This is a genomic window from Candidatus Tisiphia endosymbiont of Melanophora roralis (assembly GCF_964026575.1).
In the GTDB taxonomy this organism is placed as follows: domain Bacteria; phylum Pseudomonadota; class Alphaproteobacteria; order Rickettsiales; family Rickettsiaceae; genus Tisiphia.
Genome location: NZ_OZ032161.1, coordinates 1,045,226 through 1,071,112, shown reverse-complemented (window position 1 = coordinate 1,071,112; position 25,887 = coordinate 1,045,226). Strand labels below are relative to the sequence as shown.

22 protein-coding genes and 2 pseudogenes are annotated in these 25,887 nt (G+C 32.6%); 10 read left to right on the top strand and 14 right to left on the bottom strand.

The features are described from left to right. Positions 1-84: 84 nt before the first annotated feature. From AAGD53_RS05135 to AAGD53_RS05120, 4 genes and pseudogenes are all read left to right on the top strand, one after another. Positions 85-687, top strand: a complete 603-nt coding sequence (locus AAGD53_RS05135) for a BON domain-containing protein (protein ID WP_341762445.1) — start codon at positions 85-87, stop codon at positions 685-687. A gap of 72 nt (positions 688-759) precedes the next feature. Continuing rightward, positions 760-1,374: pseudogene (locus tag AAGD53_RS05130) on the top strand (septal ring lytic transglycosylase RlpA family protein); the annotation flags it as partial. Between the two features lie 223 nt (positions 1,375-1,597). Beyond that, positions 1,598-2,578 carry a pyruvate dehydrogenase (acetyl-transferring) E1 component subunit alpha gene (gene pdhA, locus AAGD53_RS05125; protein WP_341762444.1) on the top strand — a complete coding sequence of 327 codons (981 nt, stop codon included), beginning with the start codon at positions 1,598-1,600 and terminating at the stop codon, positions 2,576-2,578. Between the two features lie 8 nt (positions 2,579-2,586). Then, complete coding sequence (locus AAGD53_RS05120) at positions 2,587-3,567, top strand: pyruvate dehydrogenase complex E1 component subunit beta (RefSeq protein ID WP_341762443.1); 981 nt, start codon at positions 2,587-2,589, stop codon at positions 3,565-3,567. Positions 3,568-3,879: 312 nt separating this feature from the next. Here the strand turns inward: AAGD53_RS05120 and AAGD53_RS05115 are convergent, their stop codons facing one another. The 7 genes from AAGD53_RS05115 to grpE all read right to left on the bottom strand — a co-directional run bounded on the left by AAGD53_RS05115 (position 3,880) and on the right by grpE (position 11,386). Next, on the bottom strand, positions 3,880-5,007 hold the full coding sequence (locus tag AAGD53_RS05115; RefSeq protein ID WP_341762442.1) for a patatin-like phospholipase family protein: 1,128 nt from the start codon (positions 5,005-5,007) through the stop codon (positions 3,880-3,882). Between the two features lie 99 nt (positions 5,008-5,106). After that, positions 5,107-6,969 (bottom strand): pentapeptide repeat-containing protein, encoded by a 1,863-nt coding sequence (locus AAGD53_RS05110; protein WP_341762441.1) that lies wholly within the window; start codon positions 6,967-6,969, stop codon positions 5,107-5,109. After that, complete coding sequence (locus tag AAGD53_RS05105; protein ID WP_341762440.1) at positions 6,959-7,537, bottom strand: biotin transporter BioY; 579 nt, start codon at positions 7,535-7,537, stop codon at positions 6,959-6,961. The genes AAGD53_RS05110 and AAGD53_RS05105 overlap by 11 nt, the downstream gene beginning before the upstream one ends. Further along, a complete protein-coding gene (locus tag AAGD53_RS05100) occupies positions 7,521-8,939 on the bottom strand; it encodes a sigma-54-dependent transcriptional regulator (RefSeq protein ID WP_341761336.1) in 1,419 nt (472 codons plus the stop codon). The genes AAGD53_RS05105 and AAGD53_RS05100 overlap by 17 nt, the downstream gene beginning before the upstream one ends. 127 nt (positions 8,940-9,066) lie before the next feature. After that, complete coding sequence (locus AAGD53_RS05095) at positions 9,067-9,729, bottom strand: HdaA/DnaA family protein (protein ID WP_341762439.1); 663 nt, start codon at positions 9,727-9,729, stop codon at positions 9,067-9,069. Between the two features lie 9 nt (positions 9,730-9,738). Further along, entirely contained in the window at positions 9,739-10,785 is a 1,047-nt protein-coding gene (locus AAGD53_RS05090) for an AI-2E family transporter (protein ID WP_410521094.1), read from the bottom strand. 19 nt (positions 10,786-10,804) lie between these two features. After that, on the bottom strand, positions 10,805-11,386 hold the full coding sequence (gene grpE / locus AAGD53_RS05085) for a nucleotide exchange factor GrpE (RefSeq protein ID WP_341762438.1): 582 nt from the start codon (positions 11,384-11,386) through the stop codon (positions 10,805-10,807). A gap of 92 nt (positions 11,387-11,478) precedes the next feature. On the opposite strand from grpE, the gene rph reads away from it, so the two are divergent. Further along, positions 11,479-12,204 carry a ribonuclease PH gene (gene rph / locus AAGD53_RS05080; protein WP_341762437.1) on the top strand — a complete coding sequence of 242 codons (726 nt, stop codon included), beginning with the start codon at positions 11,479-11,481 and terminating at the stop codon, positions 12,202-12,204. Between the two features lie 20 nt (positions 12,205-12,224). Then, positions 12,225-12,893 carry a hypothetical protein gene (locus AAGD53_RS05075; protein WP_341762436.1) on the top strand — a complete coding sequence of 223 codons (669 nt, stop codon included), beginning with the start codon at positions 12,225-12,227 and terminating at the stop codon, positions 12,891-12,893. Positions 12,894-13,074: 181 nt separating this feature from the next. Here AAGD53_RS05075 and ykgO read toward each other — a convergent pair whose 3' ends face one another. Further along, positions 13,075-13,200 (bottom strand): type B 50S ribosomal protein L36, encoded by a 126-nt coding sequence (gene ykgO, locus AAGD53_RS05070; protein WP_094648811.1) that lies wholly within the window; start codon positions 13,198-13,200, stop codon positions 13,075-13,077. A 442-nt stretch (positions 13,201-13,642) separates the two neighbouring features. Here ykgO and AAGD53_RS05065 point away from each other — a divergent pair, with 442 nt between their 5' ends. Then, on the top strand, positions 13,643-14,887 hold the full coding sequence (locus tag AAGD53_RS05065; RefSeq protein WP_341762435.1) for an AmpG family muropeptide MFS transporter: 1,245 nt from the start codon (positions 13,643-13,645) through the stop codon (positions 14,885-14,887). Here AAGD53_RS05065 and AAGD53_RS05060 read toward each other — a convergent pair. From AAGD53_RS05060 to AAGD53_RS05035, 6 genes and pseudogenes are all read right to left on the bottom strand, one after another. Then, positions 14,884-17,109: a Sca4 family protein gene (locus AAGD53_RS05060; protein ID WP_341762434.1), complete on the bottom strand. Its 2,226-nt coding sequence runs from the start codon at positions 17,107-17,109 to the stop codon at positions 14,884-14,886. The two genes, AAGD53_RS05065 and AAGD53_RS05060, sit on opposite strands and share 4 nt — an antisense overlap. 86 nt (positions 17,110-17,195) lie before the next feature. Beyond that, positions 17,196-18,005 (bottom strand): division plane positioning ATPase MipZ, encoded by an 810-nt coding sequence (locus AAGD53_RS05055; protein WP_341762433.1) that lies wholly within the window; start codon positions 18,003-18,005, stop codon positions 17,196-17,198. Further along, positions 17,995-19,506, bottom strand: a complete 1,512-nt coding sequence (locus AAGD53_RS05050; RefSeq protein WP_341762432.1) for a leucyl aminopeptidase — start codon at positions 19,504-19,506, stop codon at positions 17,995-17,997. Before AAGD53_RS05050 ends, AAGD53_RS05055 begins: the two co-directional genes overlap by 11 nt. A 600-nt stretch (positions 19,507-20,106) precedes the next feature. Continuing rightward, positions 20,107-20,380 (bottom strand): annotated as a pseudogene (locus AAGD53_RS05045) (hypothetical protein). Between the two features lie 17 nt (positions 20,381-20,397). Continuing rightward, positions 20,398-20,649, bottom strand: a complete 252-nt coding sequence (locus tag AAGD53_RS05040) for a CopG family antitoxin (RefSeq protein WP_341760806.1) — start codon at positions 20,647-20,649, stop codon at positions 20,398-20,400. A 252-nt stretch (positions 20,650-20,901) separates the two neighbouring features. Further along, positions 20,902-22,401 carry an Npt1/Npt2 family nucleotide transporter gene (locus AAGD53_RS05035; protein WP_341762431.1) on the bottom strand — a complete coding sequence of 500 codons (1,500 nt, stop codon included), beginning with the start codon at positions 22,399-22,401 and terminating at the stop codon, positions 20,902-20,904. A 188-nt stretch (positions 22,402-22,589) separates the two neighbouring features. Between AAGD53_RS05035 and AAGD53_RS05030 the strand changes: the two genes are divergently transcribed. Genes AAGD53_RS05030 through tgt form a run of 3 tightly spaced genes read left to right on the top strand, consistent with a single transcriptional unit; the run spans position 22,590 to position 25,860 of the window. Next, on the top strand, positions 22,590-23,591 hold the full coding sequence (locus AAGD53_RS05030) for an alpha/beta fold hydrolase (protein ID WP_341762430.1): 1,002 nt from the start codon (positions 22,590-22,592) through the stop codon (positions 23,589-23,591). Beyond that, positions 23,588-24,772 carry an acetyl-CoA C-acetyltransferase gene (locus AAGD53_RS05025; protein ID WP_341762429.1) on the top strand — a complete coding sequence of 395 codons (1,185 nt, stop codon included), beginning with the start codon at positions 23,588-23,590 and terminating at the stop codon, positions 24,770-24,772. The genes AAGD53_RS05030 and AAGD53_RS05025 overlap by 4 nt, the downstream gene beginning before the upstream one ends. A 2-nt stretch (positions 24,773-24,774) precedes the next feature. Then, positions 24,775-25,860, top strand: a complete 1,086-nt coding sequence (gene tgt, locus AAGD53_RS05020; RefSeq protein WP_341762428.1) for a tRNA guanosine(34) transglycosylase Tgt — start codon at positions 24,775-24,777, stop codon at positions 25,858-25,860. The last annotated feature ends 27 nt before the right edge of the window (positions 25,861-25,887 follow it).

Sequence of the window (25,887 nt, the reverse complement as noted above, 5' to 3'; positions counted from 1 at the left end):
CAGTTATGGGAATGACACAATAGGCTATTAAACCGATGTCTTACATCGATATTTGAGGTTAAATTAGTAGATTTAAGGAGGGTTATGTATAGAATTAACTTTATTATTATAATCTTATCTTTCATGCTTACAGGTTGTCTGCCAGCTGTTTTTACTGCAGCAACTACCTCTACTCTTGCAGTTGCAAAAGATCAATCAATTGCGGAGACAATTGATGACGTAAAAATAGCTACAAAAATCAAAGCTTCTTTTATAAAAAATAATTTCAGGGAATTATATACTAAGATTAAGGTTGAGGTAAATCAGGGTAGGGTACTACTGACTGGAATCATAGACAAAAAAGAAGATGCATTAAAAGCTGTAGAAATTGTGTGGGGTGAAAAAGGAGTTCGTGAAGTTATTAACGAACTAATAATAGATAAAAAAAGTGATCATTTTGACTTAGTGCAATATACTAAAGATGCTATGATTACTAGTCAGATCAAGGCTAGAACTTTTGTTAACCGAGATATAAAATGGGTAAATTATACCATTGTTACAGTGAATGATATAGTATATATATTTGGTATAGCAAGGTCTGAGGAAGAATTAGAAAAAGTTACTTCTATTGCTTCCCAGATTAATGGTGTGGCAAGGGTTGTCTGTCATGTTAAAATAAAAGAAACTGAAGAAAATGATAATAAATAATCTCAATTCGATATAACTTGTCATATCGAATTCAGGTTAAATATGATAAAAATGAAAGTGAAACTTAGATATATTCTTTTGTTGCTAGTTTATTGTATAGGGCTTAGCTCTTGTTCTACTAAGCCTAGTCTATATCGTAAATTATCGCAGGAAGATCCTAAAAATGTTCATTATAAGGGGCATTATAAGATAGGTAAAAAATATACTATCAAAGGTAAGACTTATAAACCTAAGGAAGATATTAATTGCAACCAAGTAGGTATAGCATCTTGGTATGGTTCTAAGCATAAATTTCATGGAAAAAAAACAGCAAATGGTGATACATATAATAAACATATGCTAAGTGCAGCCCATCCTAGTTTGCCATTACCTAGTTTGGTTAAAGTGACTAACTTAAGTAATAATAAATCTCTTATTCTTATGGTTAATGATCGCGGTCCTTTTAAAAAGAACCGTATTATAGATGTTTCGGAAAAATCTGCTGAAATTTTAGGATTTAAAAAACAAGGTATAGCAAAGGTTAGAGTACAATATATGCATAAGGAGAGTAAAGAATTTTTGAATAATATTGCTTTAAAGCCTAAGGAAAATTGTATTGCAAAAAAGAAAGTAGCCAATCCTAAATGTAGCGTTAATTGTCATATTAAATTAGTAAATCTAAAACATAAATTAGCAGTTAACCCTTGATGATTTTTGTATTATAGTGTATGCCCAAATTGGAAAACCAATTCTTAAACCTTTTTAAAGCTAAAAACATGATTTTAATCTTTTAAAATCATGTTTTTAGCAAAATATTAATTTAACAATCAGATGCAGAGCCGTCTCAAATCTGATTGTTTCGATAATTCCACCGAATTTGAGATAAGAATTGACAAATTCTTATCCCAAATTCGCGTTTATAGGAGTATACATGATTGTTTTTGGGAAATATAAATTAAATAGTCCTCAGTATCTTGAGTCTTACAGGAAGATGTTGTTGCTTAGAAGATTCGAAGAAAAATGTGGGCAGTTTTATGGTATGGGTCTAATAGGTGGGTTTTGTCACTTATATATTGGACAAGAAGCAATAATTGCTGGTGTGGATTTAGTAAAACAGGCTGGTGATAGTACTATTACCAGTTACAGGGATCATGCTCATATTATTTCAGCAGGGACTGAAGCAAAATACGTATTAGCAGAGCTGATGGGTAAAGAGACTGGTTGCTCGAAAGGCAAGGGTGGTTCAATGCATCTGTTTGACGTAGAAAACAAATTTTACGGTGGACATGGTATTGTAGGGGCTCAAGTGCCTATAGGTACTGGTCTAGCTTTTGCTGAGAAATATCGAAATACTAATAATGTATGTTTTACTTTCTTGGGAGATGGGGCAGTTAATCAAGGTCAAGTATATGAAGCTTTTAATTTAGCGGCGTTATGGCACTTACCTGTAGTTTATATTATTGAAAATAATCAATATTCAATGGGTACTTCAGTAGCTCGTTCTACCTTTATGACTGACCTGTACAAGAAAGGTGAGTCATGTGGTATTACGGGATTTAGACTAAATGGTATGTCGTTAGAGTCAGTTTATGATTATGTTCGGCAGGCTGCGGAGTTTGTTAGAAATGATGGTGGACCAATAATATTAGAAATGGATGCTTATCGTTACAGAGGACATTCAATGTCTGATCCAGGTAAATACCGTAGTAAGGAAGAAGTGGAAAACTATAAAGAACAAGACCCATTATCACAAGTGAAAAATATAATTTTGGCTAAAAAATATGCTAGTGAAGAGCAGTTAAAAGAAATTGAGAAAGAGGTTAAAGAGGTCATTGCAGAAGCAGTTGAGTTCTCAGAAAGATCAGCCTTACCGGATGAAAAAGAGCTATATACGAATATTTACGTTGAATGAGTAGAAACATGTTACAAACGACGGTACGGGAAGCCTTACGCGCAGCAATGCAAGAAGAAATGTTAAGAGATGATAGTATCTTTATTATGGGAGAAGAAGTTGCTCAGTACCAAGGAGCGTATAAGATAACCCAAGGGTTATTAGAGCAGTTTGGTTCAAAAAGGGTAATTGATACGCCAATAACAGAACATGGTTTTACTGGCGTGGCTATTGGAGCGGCATTTGCTGGGCTTCGTCCCATTGTTGAATTCATGACATTTAATTTTGCCATGCAAGCAATGGATCAAATAGTTAACTCTGCAGCTAAAACTCATTATATGTCTGGTGGAACTATTAAATGTCCAATAGTATTTCGTGGACCAAATGGGGCAGCAAGTCGAGTCGCTGCCCAACATAGTCACAATTATACAGCTTGTTATAGTCATATTCCGGGGCTTAAGGTAGTAGCTCCCTATAGTGCAGAAGATCACAAAGGGCTTCTAATGACTGCTATTCGTGACGATAACCCGGTTATTTTCCTAGAAAATGAAATTCTCTATGGTCATAGTTTTGAAGTCCCAGAAATAATAGAACCAATTCCATTTGGTCAGGCTAAGAAACTTATTGAAGGTGATGATGTCACAATAGTAACATTTTCTTTGCAGGTTAAGTTGGCCTTAGATGCAGCAAATAGCTTGTATGATAGTGGTATTAACTGTGAGGTAATCGACCTAAGAACTATCAAGCCCTTAGATATAGAAACTATATTAGAGTCGGTTAAAAAAACTAATCGGTTGGTTGTTATAGAAGAAGGCTGGTTTTTTGCAGGTGTTGGTGCAACTATAGCTAGTATGGTAATGAACCAAGCATTTGATTATCTAGATGCTCCTATAGAGATTATCTCAGGTAAGGATGTTCCTCTACCATATGCTATTAATCTAGAGAAATTAGCACTGCCAACTATAGAAGATGTTATTAGTGCTGTGAAGAAAGTGTGTTATACTAGGTAAACTTCAAGAATTAAGGTCGTCAGTTTAACCACTACCGATGTTATTCCCGCGTAGGTATTACCCGCGTGGATTAAAAAGCCAACGTAAGTAATGGTACTTACAAGGTCAAAAACGATGTCATCCCTAGCTAAAAGCGGGAATCCAAAAAATAGTCTGTAAAGGCTATTAGATATTATGGATTCCTACCTACGCGGGAATGACATCTTTTTGCCATGTACGCACTATTTCTCACCGTATTGTTTCTGATTACAAAATAAATACCAACTATTGATTACGATTTTTAAATCTCCCTGCATATTTACCAAACTAAATTTAATAGTTTGGTGATGTATTTAGTAATATACTAATAATTTGGTCGATAAGATCAGAGTTAGCATTAATGTAATCTTCAGTTGACTTTAATAACGCAAGCAGATTGGCTTTAGAAGCATTATCCATAGCACTTGTCTTTTTATCAAGCTCAAATTGTAGGCGGCAGGAATTACCATAAAATTCCCCTAATTCAGCATTATACAAACCTTGAGCTTGCATCATTCCACTAATCAAATTAGCTTTTAGTACCCAACCAATAACCCCTGATTTACATAAATCTTTCGACTCTATGCCTAGTTTTGTCAATCCTGTACCAAGTGATATAAGTACGATATCTTTTTGAGTTAGTGTATCATCTAGCTCATAAGCTAAATTAGCAGCTATCAACTCAGGATTACTGGCAAACATACCCCCATCTACTTGATAACTGCTGTTATTATACGCATTAGTTAGAAGCTTTGGTGCAAAGAATATAGGGGCAGCACTGCTAGCTACTGCAATATCACTTATCAGAAAATCATTATTAGGGTCTTTAAGTGCCTGCTTTCTAGTCCACACCTGTGGTAAATCAGTATCCAAATTATAGGAAGTAACAGCCGTAGGGTTTATTAGTTGGCTCATCCTAGTATTACCAAAAAGCCCTATTAATATCTTGTCATATTGACTCCGATCGTATTTTGGTCCCCAAAGACCAAAACCAGTATATATTTTTCTAAACATGGAAGCGTAAAAAATATCTTTAGACTTTTGCATATATAGATCTAAAATGTCAGAAGCTTTATATTTTGGCTGTCCTGATTCATTAGGTGTAGCGAGAGCTAACACCACAAGTCCACCTGTAGAAGTACCTACCATAAGGTCGAATAACTCACTGGCAGGTTTACCACTTCGATTTTCAAACTCTGCAACAATACGTGCTGGTATAATACCCTTAACCCCACCGCCATCTATTGATAGTATTCTAACAGCTTTCTTCTTATTTTTAAGAATAGATATATTTTTTGTTACTAAAGGACATAAGTTGGCAGAAATTAAAGGAGAGCCTTTTTTGCTATATTGCATCTGTTTTCTAGGAGTACAAGCAGTAAATACTACTAATATAAGTAAAAATACTATGACATTTTTCATAATAACCTAAGAATATTTAATTGATTTATAAGAAGTTAAGACTTAATTTTATAGACACTATAAAATACGTATTTCGTCGTCAAGATAATTCATGTTATATCATTCTATATTTTTACTATCCTGACCATCAAGGCCTTTAGTTCCATCCAGCTTTGCATTAACTAAAGATATTTTACTAACAAAGGCTTTAATGAAATTAACATTTGTTAAATCAGTATCATTAAAATTTGTATTATAAAGTTTGGCAGATTCTAATTTGCTACCGATAAGCGATGATTTACTAAAATCTGTGTTATTTAGATTTGCCATAGTTAAGTCAGTATTTTGTAATATACAACTCTGAAGCTTAGAATTAGATAAATCTACCCTTTTAAGAACAGAACCTGAAAAAATAGTTTGATTAAATACAAGATCTAGTAAATTTAAATCTTGTAAATTCATATTTGATAAGTCTTTTACCTGCTCTAAATCTTTTACAGAATATATAATATTTGCTGACTTAAGCTTATCAAAGTCTGGACTATTTAATACAATATTTCTATTAAAATCTGAATTAACAAAATTATCATCTTTATAGCTCACATTATTTAGTTGAGAATTTATAATTGATGAATTATCAAAGGTCACTTTTGACAAATCTGAATTTATGATAGCCATTTGATAAAGATGACTATCAACAAATTTGGTACTATTTAAAACAGTATTCTGCATAAGCACTTTAGTAAAATTCACCTTATTAAATTGAGTACTAGAGAAATTAGAGTTTATTAACTCACTATTAGTCAAATCAGAATTAATAACAGTTGCTTGTTTGACATAGCTATTATTCAGTAATATACCAGTAAGATTACTATTCTCAATATCGCTATTAACAATATTAATTTTATTTAACTTAAGCAAAATGCTACTGCAATTCTTTATTGATAGGTCCTTTATGCTAGTGTTATTAAAGTGAGTATTACCCATAATACTCTTTTGAATTTGCACTTGCTGCAATTGTGCATTATTAAAATTGGTATTTTCAAAATTACAACTTTCAATAATTGCATTGGTAAAATTCGCAGACTGAAAAGAAGAAAAAGAGAATAACGAGTTAGTAAGCTTTATATTTTTTAATTGAGCCTGATTAATAATACCATGAGTAAAATCTGAATTATTAATAATCGCTCCAGTAAAATCCACCCCTGTTAGATCTACAGATTCACAATAACAATCAGTGATACTAGCGTAATTAGCTAATATTTGCCGCAAATCTGTACCATAAAAAATAGAGTTTGATATAACTGCCTTTTTAAAACTACTTTTTCCTAAATTGCTTTTCTGAAAATTAGATTTACTTATAATACTATCATCAAATACAACTTTAATAAGATTGGCATTTTCAAAATTAACATTTTCTAAATTAGCTTTGATAAAATCAGTGTCCTCAAAATTTGATTGAATAAAATTATTATTTTCCAAATGGGCATTTTCAAATATAGATGCTTGAAAATCTGAGCCATAAGCTGATATATTTTTTAATCTAGTATTAGAGAGATCACTTTCTTGAATTACAGATTTCGTTAGAACTGCATTCTCAAAATTTGCTCCTGAGAAGTCCACACGTGATATTTCACAGAAACTTAAATCAACACTAGAAAGATCTTCATCTATCAGTTTAACACCTAATAATTTTAATCCCCTTAAATTTGAACCAAATTTACTTTTAATATTTACTCGTACCTTATTTTTATTCTGCTCTATTATATAATTCCTAATAACAAGACTTTGACTATTAGATAACAAACCATCTGCATCTCTCGGAGAATCCGAACATCCGGTAAGGAATAAAAGTAAAGCTAGAATAAAGAATTTTAGTTTAAAATACTCGCCAACAAAAGAGATGTTACTCTTGCTTCCTTTAACGTCATTCCCGCCGTAGCTCGAATGACACCGAGGCTGCTTAAAGATATTACAGAGCATTCTTTCTGTTTACACCTGTTATATAATGATATAAAGAAGAAAATATTAATATCTTCACTAAACCAGTTGGTATAAATACTATAAACCCACTATAAATAGCTTGTTTAATTCCTATAATTGTTGCCAACCAGCTAACTCCCAAAAAGTAAATTATAACGTGACCAATAAGACAGCTAAAAAACCCTGCTAAAAATCTCTTAGTAAATTTTTCAGACAACCTACTATTAAGTATACCCATAACAGGAGCTGCCAGTAACATTCCTATAAGATAACCTCCTGTTGTACCAAGAAGAAAATATAAACCACTGGATAATTTTGTAAACATTGGCAGCCCTACTATTCCGGCTGTAAGATAAGTTAAAACTGTAGCAAAACTCAGTTGCGGGCTATAAGTAAAAGCAATAATACTAACCACCACAGTTTGCATAGATACTGGTACTGGCTGGGTAGGAATAATAATCTGAGCTCCAGCAAAGAGAGCTATTACCCCCATCATCACTTTAATAACAACTACAGCATGCTTATTAGCTATAAAATTTGCTAGAGTTTTCTTATTCGTAACTGTCATAAATTTCCTCCTCGTTAAATTTATTATTAGGAATATGTAAATTGAGCAATTTCAATTTACGATGTAAAGCCGAACGTTCCATACCTACAAAGGATGAGGTCTTAGAAATATTATTATTAAACCTATACATTTGAGCAGCTAAATATTGCCTTTCAAAAATCTCTCTTGCCTCTCGAAGTGGCATGGTCATCATATCAACATTATCTTCCTGCTTTGCAGAACTAGCACTATTAACTAGAATTTCTGGTGGTATCATAGATGGTTTTATTACTTCATTATTATTTGAAGATAGTGGATTCATAATTAAAGTCCATTCTATCACATTGCGTAATTGCCTTATATTACTTGGCCAATTATAAACTTGCAGAGCTGCAATAGTTTCATCAGAAAATTCACGTGCTTTTAAACCAGAAAACTTAGCAAGTTGCTTAACAAAATATTTGACTAATACAGACATGTCATCTTTTCTATCATATAAAGATGGTACTTTTAAGGAAATAACATTTAGGCGATGATATAAATCTTCCAATAGTTCACCTTTACTTATTTCTTCTTGTATAACCTTAGAAGTTGCAGCAATAATCCTTATATCTAATTTTATTGCTTTGCTTCCCCCTACCTTATGAAACATTTGATCTTGCACAAATTTAAGCAATTTTACTTGTACCGAAACTGGCAAACCACTAATTTCATCTATGTATAAAGTACCATTATTTACTATTTCTAATATCGAAGGACGTATAACGCCTTGGTTCTCTATTCCTTCAAATAATTCTTGATGGATCCGGTCAGGATTCATGCATACTGGACTAAAGATTACGAAAGGAGCATTAGCCCTTTTTGATTTTTTATGAATTAACCGAGCAGCTAGTTCTTTACCACTACCAATCTTACCTTGAATCAATACTCTACTAGTAGCTAAAGCAGCTTTTTCAATATCAGACTTAAGCTTAGTTGTAATGTGAGAGTTACCTATAAGCTCAGTTTTATCAATAACCTTTGATTTCAGATCAAGATTTTCACGCTTTAACTTAGCTGCTTCACAGGCTCTTTTTAATAAAATTACTAACTTATCATGACTAAATGGCTTTTCTAGATAGTCATATGCACCCATTTTGATAGCGTTTACGGCAGTTTCAATAGTACCATGTCCACTAATAACTATCACAGGCATTAGTGGATAGCGTTTTTTTACTATTTCCAAAATCCCAAGCCCATCAAGTTCGCTACCCTGAAGCCAAATATCTAGAATAATTGCCGAGGGGGTTCTTTCTTGGAGTATTTTAAAAGTTTGAATACTGTTAGCAGCAGTCTTGGTAGTAAATCCTTCTTCTTTTAAAATATCTGAGACTAAATCTCTAATATCTGCTTCATCATCAACAACAAGAACATCTATAGACATTGATTTTTCCTAAAACTAATTATTGAAATTATACGTTAATAGCTTACATAAAAGAAATCAACTAATTTTTATAACATTTTTACCACATAATCAAAATTATATATATTAAGTCCACACTAAGGCGATACTATTTCAGAACTTGTTTTATAAGAGGAACAGTAATAGCTCGCTTATGAACTAATGCAAAATGCGTTATTACCCCTAATAATTTTATCATTTGATCAAATTGCCTCGGCAAATTAATTAATAAATATTCAATTACACAGTCAGATACCTTAAGCGATTGATCAGAAAAATACTTAAAGATTAACTTGGTCATTAATTCATCATCAGGCTGGTTTATTTCTAATCTTACAACAGCATTAATTCTTGAGGATAAATCCTGTAACACAAAATTACTAGCTAAACTTCCTGTAGTCATCAACAAATATTTACGACACTCACTTATTAAATTAAAACAATGGAGAACTTTCCTTTCATTCCAAAATTCTATATCTTCCATAATAAAAGCATTATACTGCATTATATCTTCTGCACTAAGTATATCTAAATCTTTTTTTATAAAAAATGCATTCGACAAATTTTGCCATATTTTACTAAGATAGGTCTTACCAGAGGATGGTGGTCCGTAAATCAAAACTGTAAACTCATACGGTTTACTTCCCCAAGATACAGACCAGTTTTTGATTGAATTGTATGCAACTTGATTAGAAAGTGAATTAATAAAATTATCTAGAGCATATAGATCATTACTAAATAATGGTAATATATATTGTTGGGAGTTTGGCATAATTAATGTTTAAGTTTTATAAAACTTACTGGATTTATAAAAATCGATAGCGGCTAAAAACAAAACTTTTATTATACTAGCAATTGGCACAGCAAAAAATATACCAATAAAGCCAAATAGGTTACCCAGTGCTAGAACCGCAAATATTATCCAAAGAGGATGTAATCCTATCTTATCACCTATGATTTTCGGTGATAAAATATACCCCTCAACTATTAGACCAATCAAATAGATAATTATTATATAAAATAATTTATTGACCATACCAAAAGCAAAATAACTAATAATCATGGTAAGAGAAAAGGATATAAAAACTCCAACGAATGGTATAATTATTGAGAAACCAGATAAAATCCCTAATAATACCCCTAGATCTACGCCAAGAATCGATAAAGAGATTCCATAATAAACTGATAATAATAAACAAACATTTAGTTGTCCTCTTATATAAGCAGATAAGGAACAATTAATTGCTGATAATATTTCTTGAATTCTCTTTTTACCTTTTAAAGGTAGCAAGAGGTCTATATTCTTTGCCATTATTAGCCAATCCCGTAAAAAATAAAACAATATAAGCGGTATTAATAAAATTAACATAAATAAATTGATTGTTATCTTTGTCACATGCCAAATATTATTAGCAAGACCTGTGATAAGCAAAAATATGCCATTAACAAAATTACTAATAGAATCTTTTATCTTATCGGCAATATTTGTATCTATTGAGTAAACTTTTGCCGTAATAACCGGTATTAATTCAGTTTGTAAGTAATCTTTATAAGCAGGAATCTTACTAATAAGTAGAGTTGTTTGTTGATATATAATAGGCAACACTACCACAACCACTATAGTAAAAATACTGAAAAACAGCAAAGAAATTACCGAAACTATTATAGTTCTAGATAGTTTATATCGTAATGAGAAATTATCAATTATAGGATGTAATATATATGATATTACCCCAGCTATAAGAAATGGCATCAATATATCAGAGATCAAAGTCAAAGTTACTATAACAGTTCCAATAACAATAACCCAAAAAATAACTTTATCCAAGATTATGCCTTTTCTTTATTCATGTTTTTTTCGATACTTGCACTATAGCAGGTCTAATTAACCTATCTTTTATCTTGTAGCCTGATTGCATAATACCTATAATACTATCTTGATCATATTCATCTGATACTACTTGTGAAATCGCATGATGTATATTGTAATCAAACTTTTCTCCTAATAATGGTTCTATTGATTCTAAACCGTGCTTTTTTAGTATGCTAGTCAACTCATTTTTAGTCATTTCTACCCCGGTAATAATACTAGCTAGATCACCTTCCGTATTTTGTGGTTTATGCTCCAAAGCTCTAGAAAGATTATCATTAACACTGAGCAGATCTTTAGCAAAAGAGAAAATTGCATAGTCTTTTGCTTCTTCAATTAATTTTTCTAAACGTTTCCTAGTATTGTCAGATTCAGCTATTGTCCTTAACAGTTTATCCTGTAAAATTTCAATTTGACTTTTCAAGCTAGCAATCTCTTGCAAACTATTTTGCAAAATCAGGGTATCTGTAGTATCTTCCTCTATTTCATTTACTAGCTGAGCATCATTATCAACTTTAATTTCTTGGTTATCATTATTCTTCTCCTGTTGTTTTTCCATATTTACAGCCTTTTTTCTTGCAAAAATCTATTTTCTTAACATATAGTGTAAATCTTTGTATTTTCAAGTCAATTTTAATTAAGTAATAATCCATGAGAGCTTTTAATAGAAAGAATAATCAATTACGCAATATTTCAATTGAACCATCAGTTTTACTTAATGCTGGTGGTTCGTGCCTTATTAAGTGTGGCAATACCCATGTAATATGTAGTGCAACCTATGAGGCAAGTTTACCGCCATTTTTACGCGGGCAAAATCAGGGCTGGATAACTGCCGAATATGGTATGTTACCAAGTTCAACCCACCAGCGTATAAAGCGTGAATCGACGCAAGGAAAGCAGTCAGGTAGGACGCAAGAAATTCAAAGATTAATTGGTAGATCGATGCATGCCGCAATTGATCTAAAAGCCTTAGGAGAAAAACAAATTATCATTGATTGTGATGTAATTAATGCCGATGGTGGAACTAGAACAGCGGCAATTACTGGTAGCTATATTGCACTTCATTTAGCGATTAGATCGTTAATTGCTAGAAAAATACTTAAAACTAATCCTTTAATTAGCCAAGTAGCCGCTATTTCATGCGGTATATATAAAGGGCAGCCCATAGTTGATCTTGATTATTTAGAGGATAGTAACGCGGAAGTAGATGCCAATTTTGTTTTCTCAGGCAATGGAAATATAATAGAAATTCAAAGCACAGCAGAAAAAAACCCCTTTTCCGAAGAGCAATTTTATGATATGCTAAAATTGGCGAGGTCTGCCGCCTCTGATCTATTCAAGTTACAAAACCAAATATTATTAAATAGCTCAATTTAATATTTTTACATGGAATGTTTATGACTATATTTACTGCATATTCAGAATTAAGTATTGAAGATTTAACAAGTCTTTTAGTTGATCGTGTTTTGGGTCTTGATATAGATCCAGCAGACAGTAAAGAAAAACTTATAGATAATATAATCAAAACACCTGAAGATTCTATAGATCCAAAGGGTAGCCTTGAAAAAGCTGGTGTAATAATAGATATAATGGAAAAAGTTGTATTGCAGCATGCGGGTGATTTTCTAAAAGGAGCTCATGTAATGGTTGAAGACAATGGAGATATGTATGATACCTTAAAAGATTTGGGATTAGTTAGAGAACGAATCTCTTCACATCATAGAGGTAACAAAGCTGAGTCAGATGCATCAGTACAAGCTGGAGAAATATTTAGGGAATTTCTAGTTGGAAAAACGAAAGACGGAAAAACATGGTTTCAATTAGAAGCTCATTCTATAGGGGGGCTTAGCAATTTTGTAAAACATATGATAGATTATGTGACTTATGTATTAACTGGCAAGAATGTTGGACAATACGGCCTTTCAGAACATGTAGACAGCAAACCTATTACACTTAATACTAAAGAAGTTAAGGAAAAAACACAAAAGAAAACTCCTACTGCAACTGCCAAATTTGTACAAAGAATAGAAGATACAAAGAAAACAACTCAACATCTTGGACGTTAATATCATCGTTCGTAGTTAATACTATAGTACCCTACATTTTTTGTATAACCTAGTGAAAAGTGAGGCGTAATACTGCATAAAGATTGCCACGTCGCTGCTGTTGCAGCTCCTCGCAATGACGATTGTGGTGTCTATAGGTGCATCGCGATGACGATTACACAAAAAATGTAGGGTACTATGTTTAGCCTTGCTTAGCTTTAAATCTTTTTATTTTCTTGTTTATTACAAGGATTTTACCTTTTCTTTTTACAACCTGACAATCTTTATCTCTTTTCTTTAAAGATTTTAACGAGCTTACAACTTTCATATAAAACTATCCTTGGTATTACTTGCAAAAACCTAAAAAGTGATAAATCAACCTTAAAACTTTCGCTAGCTTAAGTTTAAAAAAGTAATAATAATATTTTTTATCAATTCAGTCAACCTAAAAACTTCTTTAGGGTAATTTAAAAGTCGCATCCTAAAATTGTAAAAAACTCAAATAATTCTTGAGTAAGTATAAATTCAACATCACAAACGTCATTGCGAGCATAGCGAAGCAATCTAGAAAAATAATCTATAAACAAACCATGTTATGGATTGCTTCGTCGGCTTTAGGAAGCCTTCTCGCAATGACATCTGCAGTTGTGTTTACATGATTTTCAACCTTAAAGTGTGATTTTTAAACTGCCTTAGCATAGATGTAGAGAAATCTAGCTTGTATAAAAAAAATTATTACTATATTCTAACTTTTTTCCAATATTAATTTTATGTTAACTCCTTTAAAATTATTCGTTATTTGGTTGTTTGGTCTAACTAGCGGATTTACCTTAATGATTACATGTAATACCTTAAACTATTGGCTTGCCAAAGAAAATATTGACTTACAATCTATTGGTATGTTTGCTATTATCTCAATACCTTATTCTATCAGTTTTTTATGGGCTCCTATTTTTGATACGATACAGTTAGGTTGGTTAAGTAAACTACTTGGTCACAGATTATCTTGGATTTGTCTGATCCAGATTTTGTTGGCATTTGCTATTTTTCTTTTAAGTACCATGAATCCTCACCACAGTCTAATATTGTTTGCATTAGTAGGTTTGATAATATCATTTTTAAGTTCAGCTAAAGATAGTATACTAGGGGCTTTCAGAACCGAAATTATTGCAAAAGAATCTCAAGGAGCAGCTTCTGGAATTTATATTTTTGGTTGGCGTATCGGTATGCTAATTTCAAGTTCCGGAGCTATCTATCTATCAAGCTATTTAGGATGGAATAATATATATAAAATTTTTGCCATTTCTGTACTTGTTTGTTCTGCTATTTTAGTTGTGAGCATCTTGCGGTTAAAACACGACTTAGCCTCAAAAACTTATCCAAATCATAAAATAAATATTTCAAACTTTGTACAAAATATCTTAAGACCTGTAGGGTCTTTCTCCTTAGTCTTTTTAATAATAATTTTCCTTATTTTATATAGATTACCAGATGATTTTATTACTATGATGATGAACCCCTTCTTAATACATCTTGGTTATAACGAATTTGAAATAGCTAGTGCAGGGAAATTTTTTGGTATAATATCTACAATAATTGGCGGACTAATAGCCAGCTTAGTGATGAAAAAAAAGAATATCTTAGATAGCCTGCTGATATTTGGCGTAATTCATGCAATTGCACACACCTTATTAATTGTGCATGAGATTTATGGCAAGAATTTACCATTATTCTTTATTACCGCAGCCTGTGAAGGTATAACTTGTGGGATGGCTATGACAGCTTACATTGCTTTTATAGCTTCAATATGCACAGGCAAATTTCGTGCCACTCAATATTCATTTTTCTCTTCTATGATGGGATTTTCAAGATCGATTTTTCCAGCTCTTTCAGGATATATTGTCGTACAATTCGGATGGAAAAGCTTTTTTACATTTATTATTATAATCACAATTCCTTCTCTACTTCTGCTACTAAAAATCAGTTCATTACTAAAAGCAAAAATGAAGTATTAAATGTAACCATGAGTTCTATCACGTTGTTGGTGTCGGGATAATGTCTTTTGTGTTTTTGATACTACTGTTTCTGTTTCAGGTGGAGTGTTGTTCACATGACGTTTTAAGCTACTCTGAATCTGCGTTAATTCACCTATAGAGTCGCTTGCCTCAGGGAGAATAATAGCTTGTGACATATTGATATTATATTCTTTATTTTTTGCTACTTCTTGTACCATTGCTTCATATTGACATTTGGTTACAGGGATAGTGTAGATATTATTCCCTCTTTGTATGTATCCTATAGCATCTTTACCATCCCCAGCAAACTTTAGTGATAATGGGTTGGTTATTTCCACTAGTTTTCCTTGCTCGTTATAGTGAGTAGTAAAATAAAGTGCTTTCGAGCTTGCAATATTTTCACCTTTCTCGTTTTGTACCGGAAACGAAAGATGGACAGTTGTATTAGATGGCTTGATTGTTAATGGTAGATTAATATTTCGATAATTACTAATCTCTCTCTCTGTTACGCCATCTTCTAACATTACTTTCGTAGAGGTCTTTATATTATTTTCTATTAATTTAAATAATTCTTCATCTTTGACTTTAATAACCCTTGACCTAGTAGAGGTTGTGTTTGTTACTGTTTCTTGTTCGTTCCAAGTTAAAGGTTCAAAATGATTAGCCTGCAGGACTTTAGCGTAATTTTGTACTTCATCATGCATGGCTTGTGCTATATTTGCTTTTACACTAGGGGCAGCCCAAGCCTTTTTTATTAATTCGTTGTTATTTTCTACAAATTCTTTAAACTCCTGAGAATTAGTAGCAAGCCCTGCAACTGCAACTCCTTTATCTGTCTTAATATTTGCTTCAGCAAGGACTTTTTGTAATATTGCCTGTTGTTTGGCAATAATTTCTTGTCTAAAGGCTAATGTTATAGAATCCACTTTGGAGGTTGAGGATTGAACATTAGTGGTTGTTGTTTTGCTAGTATGCATAACGTCTAGTGCTTTTCTAGAACTTTGCATAGATGGTTCGAGATCACTTATTTTTTTGGTCAGTAGCTGTTTTTCTTCTTGTAATATTTTTGCTATTTCTTTAATTAATAATATTTCTCGGGCTTTATAGCCTAAAATATACTCTATTTTAGTTTCTTTTCTTAATTTTAATTTTTTGGTTTGGTTGATTATATTGTTAAAATAATCGGGATGTTCTTGGACTAATTCTCGTAATTTTGGTGTGTTAATTTTTCCTTTTGTTACTAAAAGACCCAATTTAATTTGCAATCCATACTCTTTTAATGATTGTTGTCTTTTTTGCATAGTTTCCTTAAAGGCATCTTTAATATCGGCAACCTTTATGTTTTCTAGGGGGATATTCTTAAATTTTTGACTCATTGCCATTTTTGCCCAATTTGCTAGTGCTTTGTCACTATAATATTTTGATAATTCTGCAAAACTGTCATCGATAGTCTTATTTAAATCGACTTGTGCAGTATCAAGTAAACCTTTTACAAATGAATCATTATGACTTAATTTACTTGGGAATTCCCTAAAATGGTTAGTTGGGCCTAGTAATGGTAGATGTCTAGACCAAGAATATGGATGTATGTTATCCTCTAATTTGTCAAGACTTCCAGCAAAATCTATACGAACTAGTTTGGGAGGAATGGTAGAATCTTCTGGGTCTCTTATAACTCCTATGTTACCTGTATGAATATCAAAGTCACCTATTAATAAGCTAGTTGGAGCTATTTTATCAAAAGAACTATAATGAAGTTCTTCAAAAGCTTTGCTTAAAGTATTAGATAATAATTCTCTTGTTCCCATGAAAATCGGTCTTCCCCCATCTTTTCGAAGCCAACCACTTGGTTTAGTTTTCGTAGACATGTGTTCATCCATATCTACATACATGTCACCACTATAATTCTTAAAAAATTCAGACCGTACATATACCTCAGAGCCATCACTTTGAAGGCCTCCTTCCTGATGTACTTTTTCGGTAAGATGATCAGGTACAGTGAGAGAGACTTTAGCTCCATGATTTGGATTTGTTGCTTGAAAAATTTGCGAGCCCAAAAACTCTGATATATTTTTTCGAGAATCCCCTTCGCTTTTAATCATGGATAGAAGGTCATCGGAACTTTTGTATATGCCTCCTAATTCTCCACCATCATTAGCTCCAAGTGATTTCTTTGCCAAGTATTTCCAGCCGATAAATTGTGATATCAATGGTACTGCCATATTATCCTCTTGGATTTTTTTTACCGTTAGTTCGATATAAAAATATTTATTTTGATATCGAACTAATGGTTATATTGATTATACACTCAAATAATTTCAAGAAAGTTTAAAAAATTTCGTAATTCTTGTCGAGCAGCTACGTGAGATATACTAAGTGTTTTGCCATGATTAGCTGTTGTTAAGTCGAGTAATGTTAACCCTTGTAAAAATAATTCCCGAAAAATTACTCTTTCACTAAAGCCTGGGGCAATTTTAAAGCTAATTCTTTTTGCTAATTGTTCAAGAGAAGTAGCAACATTCCTTTTGTTTACTGCATCCAAGTTGCTTAATCTATTACGCATTACAATCCAATTAATTGTTTCGCCATTACGGTTAGCCTTCTGCATTTTTTGTTCCCAAACCATTTGGCTATAGATTGACGGAGTAATAATTGACAAATTGTTAGCATTAACTTTACCTAGTACATCAAAATCAAGGAAACTATCATTAATTGGTGTAATTATAGTATCAGCATAAGAGTGAGCTAGTCTTGATAAAAAGGAGTAGCTTCCTGGTGTATCGATTACTACATAATCTGCTTTTTTTGCCTGTTCAAATATTTGTTCAAACCTAGTTTTTTCGTCCTTTTCTTTAAGGTTAATGACTTGTTCTTGACTTTCAGTTAAATGAACATGCTGAGGAATAGCAACCGTTTTATCCGGATTTTTTAGATTATAGTCAGCCCTATTCTTTAAATAATTTGTTAAAGAACCCTGACGTGCATCAGTATCAATACTAGCTACCGTATGACCATTATAAAGTAAGGCAGTAATAAGATGCATGGAGCAGGTAGTTTTACCAGCTCCACCTTTTTCATTACCAACTACAAATATGCGATTTGGTTGATTATTTTTCATAACTGTCTTGGATAAATTGGTTAAGAAGCCTTACGCCGTAACCTACTGCTCCTCTAGGGCCAAGAGGATTACCTGTTTTATTATAGGCAACACCAGCAATATCAAGATGAGCCCAAGCTACATTTTCCTTAATAAAATGTCCGATGAACTGAGCTGCTGTAGAGCTGCCAGCTGCTCCAGGGACGTTACCAATATTTGCAAGATCGGCAATGTCAGATTTAATCATTTCATCAAAATCTTTATGTAGAGGCATACGCCATAATTTCTCATTAACTTTATTACCAACCTCTATTAGTTTATCAGCTAGCTCATCATTATTGGAAAAGCATCCACCGTAAGTTTTGCCAAGAGCTACAACAATAGCTCCGGTAAGGGTAGCAAGATCAATTACACATTGAGGTTTGAACTTTTCTTGAGTATACCAAATTGCATCAGCCAAGACTAACCTGCCTTCTGCATCAGTATTATCCACCACTACTGTTTGTTTGGACATAGTGGTTACCACATCTCCTGGTCTTTGAGCGTTACCTGAAGGCATGTTTTCTACAAGACCGACTACGCCAACAACGTTAACTTTTGCTGTGCGGCTAGCCAAAGCCATGATTGCTCCAACTACTGCTGCTGAGCCAGCCATATCATATTTCATGTCTCCCATATTTGCTGCTGGTTTAAGTGAAATACCACCACTATCAAAAGTAACTCCTTTACCAACAAAAGCCACGGGAGGCGTATCATCATCCAAACCATTATATTGCATTACTACCAGTTTAGATTCATTCTGTGAACCTTGTCCAACACCAAGCAAAGCCCCCATACCAAGGTTTTTCATTTCTCTTTCACCGATAATGGTAATTTCAACTCCTAATGGTTCAAGATGCTCTAATATCTTTTCCGAGTAAGATAAAGGAGTTTTGATATTGGCTGGTTCATTAATTATATCTCTAGCAAAAAATACCGCTTTGGCTAATAATCTCTTATCATTAAATAATTCTTCTGCCTTAGAGTTGTTGTTTGTAGAAATTTCAAGAGATTCTACGACGAATTTTTCTATTTCGCTTTGTTTAGTTTTGTATTTATCAAATTTATATGAAGTAAGCAAACAGCCGCTAGCTATAAGCATCGCCACAACAGCTGGCTCATATTGTCCAATATGATGAGAGATTTTTATACCAATAGTTCTAATTTTACAGCAAGTACTACTGGATAAAATTTTTCCCCCGATCTCCTCAATACAAGAGGGCTTTAGTTTTGTTTCATCACCAATACCAACTATAATTAAATATCTTATCTCTCCATCCTTACCGATAGAATTAACAATTTTAATTTGTCCAAATTTTCCAGCAAATACTAATTTATTCTGAATAGTTTTAGAAATTAAACCATGATGTTGTTGGTCAAGTAGCAATAACTCATTGTCTAATTTCAGTTGTTCGTTAATAAAAACTACAGTTGCTTGATTATTTGATAATTCTTTACTTATAAAGTTAATGTTATTGAGCATAAATTCCTATTTTTGAGAGGCTAATTTTATATATTCTTTTTGTAAGCGTAATAATCTGAATAATGGAAGTATATAAAAAACCCACTAATTAATAAAGTAATTCTTTAAGTCTTTAAATATTATATTCTAAAATTATCTTCCACTAAGTAGAAAAGTGATTAATTTCAATTATTTTTTTGTGCTAGAGTATATAGAAATAAATATTATAATTTATTTCTAGTTAATAAATTAATGTATAAGTTGCAACGTATTTTTATCAATAAACCCCGCAATTGTTGAAAGTTAAAAAATCGTCATCGTGCATAGGAGTCATTGCGAGGAGCTGTGCAAAGCACAGCGACGCGGCAATCTAGAATACGCGAAGCGTTACTCTAAAAAACAGCTTCGCTGTTTACCTAGATCGCCACGGCGTCTGTCGACGCCTCGCGATGACGGTTTAGGGCTTACAAAGCTCATCGCGATGACGATTTTAACTTTCGACAGTTGTGGTTGATGACACCTAGGCTATTAAACCGATGTCTTACATCAAACTAATGAGGTTAATTAGTTTTTTTTAAATTAGTATTTAATTTTGTCTGAATATAATTTTACCTATAACCCTTAACCTAAAAATTTCTTTCTTGCTTTTCTACTTGGAAATAGTGTTTTCAGGAAAATAGTGTTATCATCTTCTTTTATATAAGGTACAGCATATATTTCAGTTAGTATCCTTACATAATAGAATTTGCTGATCAGGATATTGTTCTTGATTATGATGTTTAGTTATATCTAATAGATTCCCATCTGCTATAGCTTGAATTATTTCTTCAAAACCTATTCCCCTTTCAAGCAACAATTTTGAATTCTTTTCATAATTATATCTGAATTTAATCAACTTAAACTACCTAATAACTACAATTTTGTGGCTTCTTTATGAATTAACATATTAATATATGTTTGATATGCTAACCCAAGTTTTGAAGCCTTAATTTTTATAGCTTCAATATCCTGCTCAGCTACTCTTATAGTAATAGGATACTTTCTCTTTAGGTGTGTTTTAGCTGCATTTTGAAATAGTTTAATATCATTTTGATTTTTAATACTAGGTTGTTTTTCAAAATTAATCTCTATCTCCTGCTCATATTTATCTAATTTGTAGCTCATAGTTTCATATATTTTATTTAATATAATAATAAATAGTACATACTATGTCAATACATTATACGCGAATTCGATAAGCGAACAATAGTGTACTGCTCGTAAATGAAGAGTTGGTAGACTATAGTATACTTCAAGAAGAGCTAGGCAGTAGCAAAGTCGAGCTGCTAGGCGTACATGAGTAACGGAGCAGCTTCGATCTTTGGTCGCGGGAACGCCAATTCTTGAAGTTCTACCTGAGTATGCATAGTGAGTGGGCTAGGCAATTTTCTTATATTCAAAGTATATTTTTCTTACCGAGTGAATCCATATAATACAAACAATGGTAAATACCACCATTAAAAATGGTGATATAGAGCTAAAAGTGGCTGTTGGTATTAATGTGAAAATAATTGACTGTATTAAACCGCTCGAAGATTTACCAACCTTCGAGCTAATGACGTCTACAGCTGCCTTACCTTTTGTCTTTAGCTCTTGGTCAAGAGGAATATATAACATTTCTCTTGAGGTATCCCAAATTGAATATTTACTACCTTTCACTAGAATGTTTTGTAAAGCACCAATTGACACCGCAAGAGCTAAGGGTGTCATGAGAATGCTACTATCAAATATCGATAATACTTGGTGGTCAAATACGATTAAGATAAAAAACAATATACCAGTAATCATCATGACAATTGGTGGAATTACTGCAGCAACAAACCAGCCATGGCTACGCATTATATTATTGCCTATTATAGTCATTACCATAATAGCAACTCCAGTCCAAAGAATGTAAAGACTATTGAATTCTGCATAACTATTAACAGTGGGGTATAGTTCCTTAATTTTTGCTTTCCATACTGCTTCTACCAAATTCATTGATAAACCAAAGGCAGCAGAGCAAATTAGCATTAACCATAAATATTTTGATCTTGTTATATATTTAAAACTTTCAATTAAACCCATTCCTTCTTTAGTGGATCTACCACTTTTAGCATTTGCATAAAATGTTGGATTTGTAAAAACATTTTTAGTAATAAATTTTACAAGTAAACATGATATAACAGCAGAAACTACCACGAGACTTGTTGATATTTTTATAAGTGTAGTTTTGTTGTCCGATACGGTTAAGAAATATTTAGCAATACTGTTCTCAGATGATAAGTTCATCATCAAAAAGCCCACAAATATTAAAGAAGAATTGCCAAATAATGAAAAAAGCGTGTAAAACCTTTTTGCTTCTTCTGTTGTAGTAAGTTCATTAGCAAACTGCCAAAAAAGTAAAACATAAAAGATATTTGGCCAAAGTTCAGATAATGTATAGAAAACCATATAACTCCAATTACCAATTAAAGCTATATACCATTTAAGATGAGGATAAGCCCCCATAACTTGTTCTAGCGAATTTGGATTAATATGGAAAATATCGACATTTGGATAAATAATGAAAGCAAAAAGAATGAAGAATCCAACAAAGAAAGTGATTAAATAGCAAAAAATCTTTTCAAAACTAAAATGATTAAGCATCTTAGCATAGATTATAACGAATAAAGTTGCTGCAGGTGTTACACAATAAACTTTAGTAAAACTTACTACTTCAGCACTAATCTCTGAAATTAAAATACTATCTTTTAAAATTCTTAATATGTTTTGATTGAATAGGACACAAAACATCAGACCGCACATAGGTATGAATTTTCCAAGTTCATGATTATGGATAGGCCAAAATATAGTTCTGAATTTGCTTTTAAATAAGTTTGACTGTATATTAGTCATAATAAGGATTCCCTAAGACAAAAAAAAAACTTGAGGACATGTTCAAGAATTTCTCTATAATGGCTTAAGGCTATTATGAAAACCAAAGAAAGTTAGGAACTTATATATTATTAGCCTCCCTATGTCAAGATATTTAATATTGGTCTTTAAATTGGTTCTTCCTAGTAATTATTAGTGTATAAAAAAATATGTTGGACAATGACAAATATCAAAAATATTTTGATCAATATAGTGATTATTCATCAAAATATTTATTGGGTAATAAGTATTGTTCCTTGGGTAAAAAAATAACTAAAACAAAATATTATCAAATTTTATATTATAAAACACTGGCATCGCAAGATTGCATTATTAGTAATAAAAGAATATTTTTAGTTATTCCTTCGATCTTTAACTCCCCGGAAATTCTTTTCTTAGCTAAATCAAAAAGCTTTGTTGGTAACTTAAGACATTGTGGTGAGGTGTTTCTAGTTGATTGGTTTGAAGTTGATGAAGCTGATTATTTGTTAGAAGACTACGTAAAGAGGGTAGTTGAAATTATTAGCAAAATTATTAGCAATTTAAGACAAAAAAATTATCAAATAGACTTAGTGGGACACTGCATCGGTGGTATTATAGGAATGGCAGCCACTGTAATAGTACCAAACATGATAAGAACATTAACATTACTTTCAACTCCTTGGGATTTCTCCCATTTTGCTACAGCAAGGAATATATATCAATATCTTGGTCTAGATTATTATGTACGAAATTTGCCAATGATTCCCAAACTACATATTCAGATTCTTTTTTTCCTATTAATGCCAAATTATTTCAGTACAAAACTTGATAAATTTTTTACCATAACTGTACCAAAAATAAGAGATTTATCTTTTAGAGTAGAAAATTGGTTGATGTCTGGAACTGCTTTGTCTAGAAATACATATATACAAATTATGGATGATGTAGTAGGCAATAATATGCTTGCAAAACTTCAATGGAAAGTCAATAATATCATCATTGATCCGACATTAATAAATAAACCAGTATATCAAATAATTGCAAGTAATGACAAAATAGTACCAAAATCATCTATGTTATCCTTACACAAATTATTTAGAGAATCTATGATCTTCGAAGTACCAAGTGGTCATATTAGCTATTTGATTAATAATAATTTAGATACCTTATTTAAGGAGTATACTCGATGAGTAAAAAGGCAGTTTATATAACTCATGCAAAAAGAACAGCAGTAGGATCTCTGCTAGGAAGCCTAGGATCAATTCCAGCAACCAAACTTGCAGCTATCATTATAGAATCAATTTTAAAAGATAGTAAACTAGATCCAGCCATTATTAATGAAGTAATAATGGGGCAGGTAATCACTGGTGGCGTAGGACAAAATCCTGCTAGGCAAGCTCTAATCCAAGCTGGATTACCTAAAGAAGTTACAGGCTTCACAGTTAATAAAGTATGTGGATCTGGGTTAAAAACGGTATGTTTAGCGGCAAGTAGCATTATTGCAGGTGATAATGAGATTGTGATAGCTGGCGGGCAAGAAAATATGTCTTTGGGTTTACATGGATCGTATATTCGTGCTGGCCATAAGTTAGGTAGCACACAAATGGTAGATTTGATGCAGTATGACGGTTTGACCGATGTATTTTCTAATAATTTAATGGGAATTACCGCCGAAAATATATCTAAAAGATTTAATATTACTAGAGAAATGCAAGATGAATTTGCACTAAAATCACACCAAAAAGCACGTGAAGCACAAGCAGAAGGTCGTTTTAAAGACGAGATCTTACCAGTAGAAGTTAAGATGCAAAAAGCTACATTAGTGTTTGATCAAGATGAGGGAATTAGAGCTGATATTAAATTAGAAGTTCTAGCTAAACTACGTCCAGCTTTTGACAAAGAAGGTACTGTAACAGCTGGTAATGCTTCTTCTATTAATGATGGTGCAGCTTGTTTAATGGTAGTATCTGAAGAAGCATTAAAGAGATATAATCTAAAACCTCTTGTGAGAATTGTATCATATGCTGAAGTAGGGGTAGATCCAAATATTATGGGAACAGGTCCAATACCAGCATCGAAGAAGGCTTTGGATAAAGCTGGTTGGAAAGTAGAAGATTTGGACATAATAGAAGCTAATGAAGCTTTTGCCGCTCAAGCTATTTATGTAAATCAACAGATGAATTGGGATATTAATAAAGTCAATATGAACGGAGGGGCTATTGCTCTTGGTCATCCAATAGGAGCAAGTGGGGCAAGAATTTTAGTAACATTAATTCATCAAATGCAAAAAATTAACGCGAAAAAAGGGCTAGCAACACTTTGTATAGGTGGAGGGATGGGGATAGCTATGTGTATTGAAAAGGTAAATTAATAATGCAAAAATTTTCATTTGACTTAAAATTTCAACATAAAAAAGCAAGAACTGGTGTTATTACTACTAGGCACGGTCAGATACGTACCCCAGCTTTTATGCCAGTCGGTACGAAAGGTACGGTAAAAGCCATGTTACCCGAAGCAGTGGAGTCTACCGGAGCTGATATAGTACTTGGTAATACTTATCACTTAATGCTGCAACCAACTGCTGAAAGAATTGCTCAGCTTGGGGGCTTGCGTAAATTTATGAACTGGTCAAAGCCTGTACTTACTGACTCAGGTGGTTTTCAGGTCATGTCCCTATCGAAATTACGTAAAATTACCGAAGAAGGTGTAATTTTTAACTCTCATATTGATGGTAGTAAGCATATGTTAACTCCCGAACGTGCAACTGAGATACAATATCTTCTTGATAGCACTATTACTATGGCGTTTGATGAATGTACCCCATATCCTGCAACATTTGAGCAAGCAAAATCATCTATGGAATTGACATCTAGATGGGGAGAGAGGTCAAGAAAAGCCTTCGTTCAAAGAGAAGGTTATGGTCAATTTGGTATTGTACAGGGGAGTATATATCAGGAGTTACGTGTTCAGTCAGCACAGAATTTGGTAGAATTAGATTTTGAAGGGTATGCTATTGGAGGTCTAGCAGTAGGTGAGGGACAAGAACTAATGTTCAATGTGTTAGACTATGCTCCGGATTTGTTACCTAAATATAAGCCAAGATATCTTATGGGGGTTGGTAAACCAGCTGATATTATTGGTGCGGTTGCAAGGGGAATAGATATGTTTGATTGTGTTATTCCAACCCGCTCGGGTCGGAATGGTCAAGCTTTTACTAAATATGGTATAGTAAATATTCGCAATAGTAAGTATAGTAGCGATCATGAACCGCTAGAATATGATTGTTCATGCCCAGCATGTAAAAATTATAATAAAGCTTACTTACATCATTTGGTAAAGGTAAAAGAGATTCTAGGGGCGGTACTTATGACGTGGCATAATTTGGTGTATTTCCAAGAATTAATGTCAAGAATAAGGCAATATATTCAACAAGGGAAAGACTTTGATTTTGAAAATTAGTTATAAAAGACAATTTCAAGTATATCT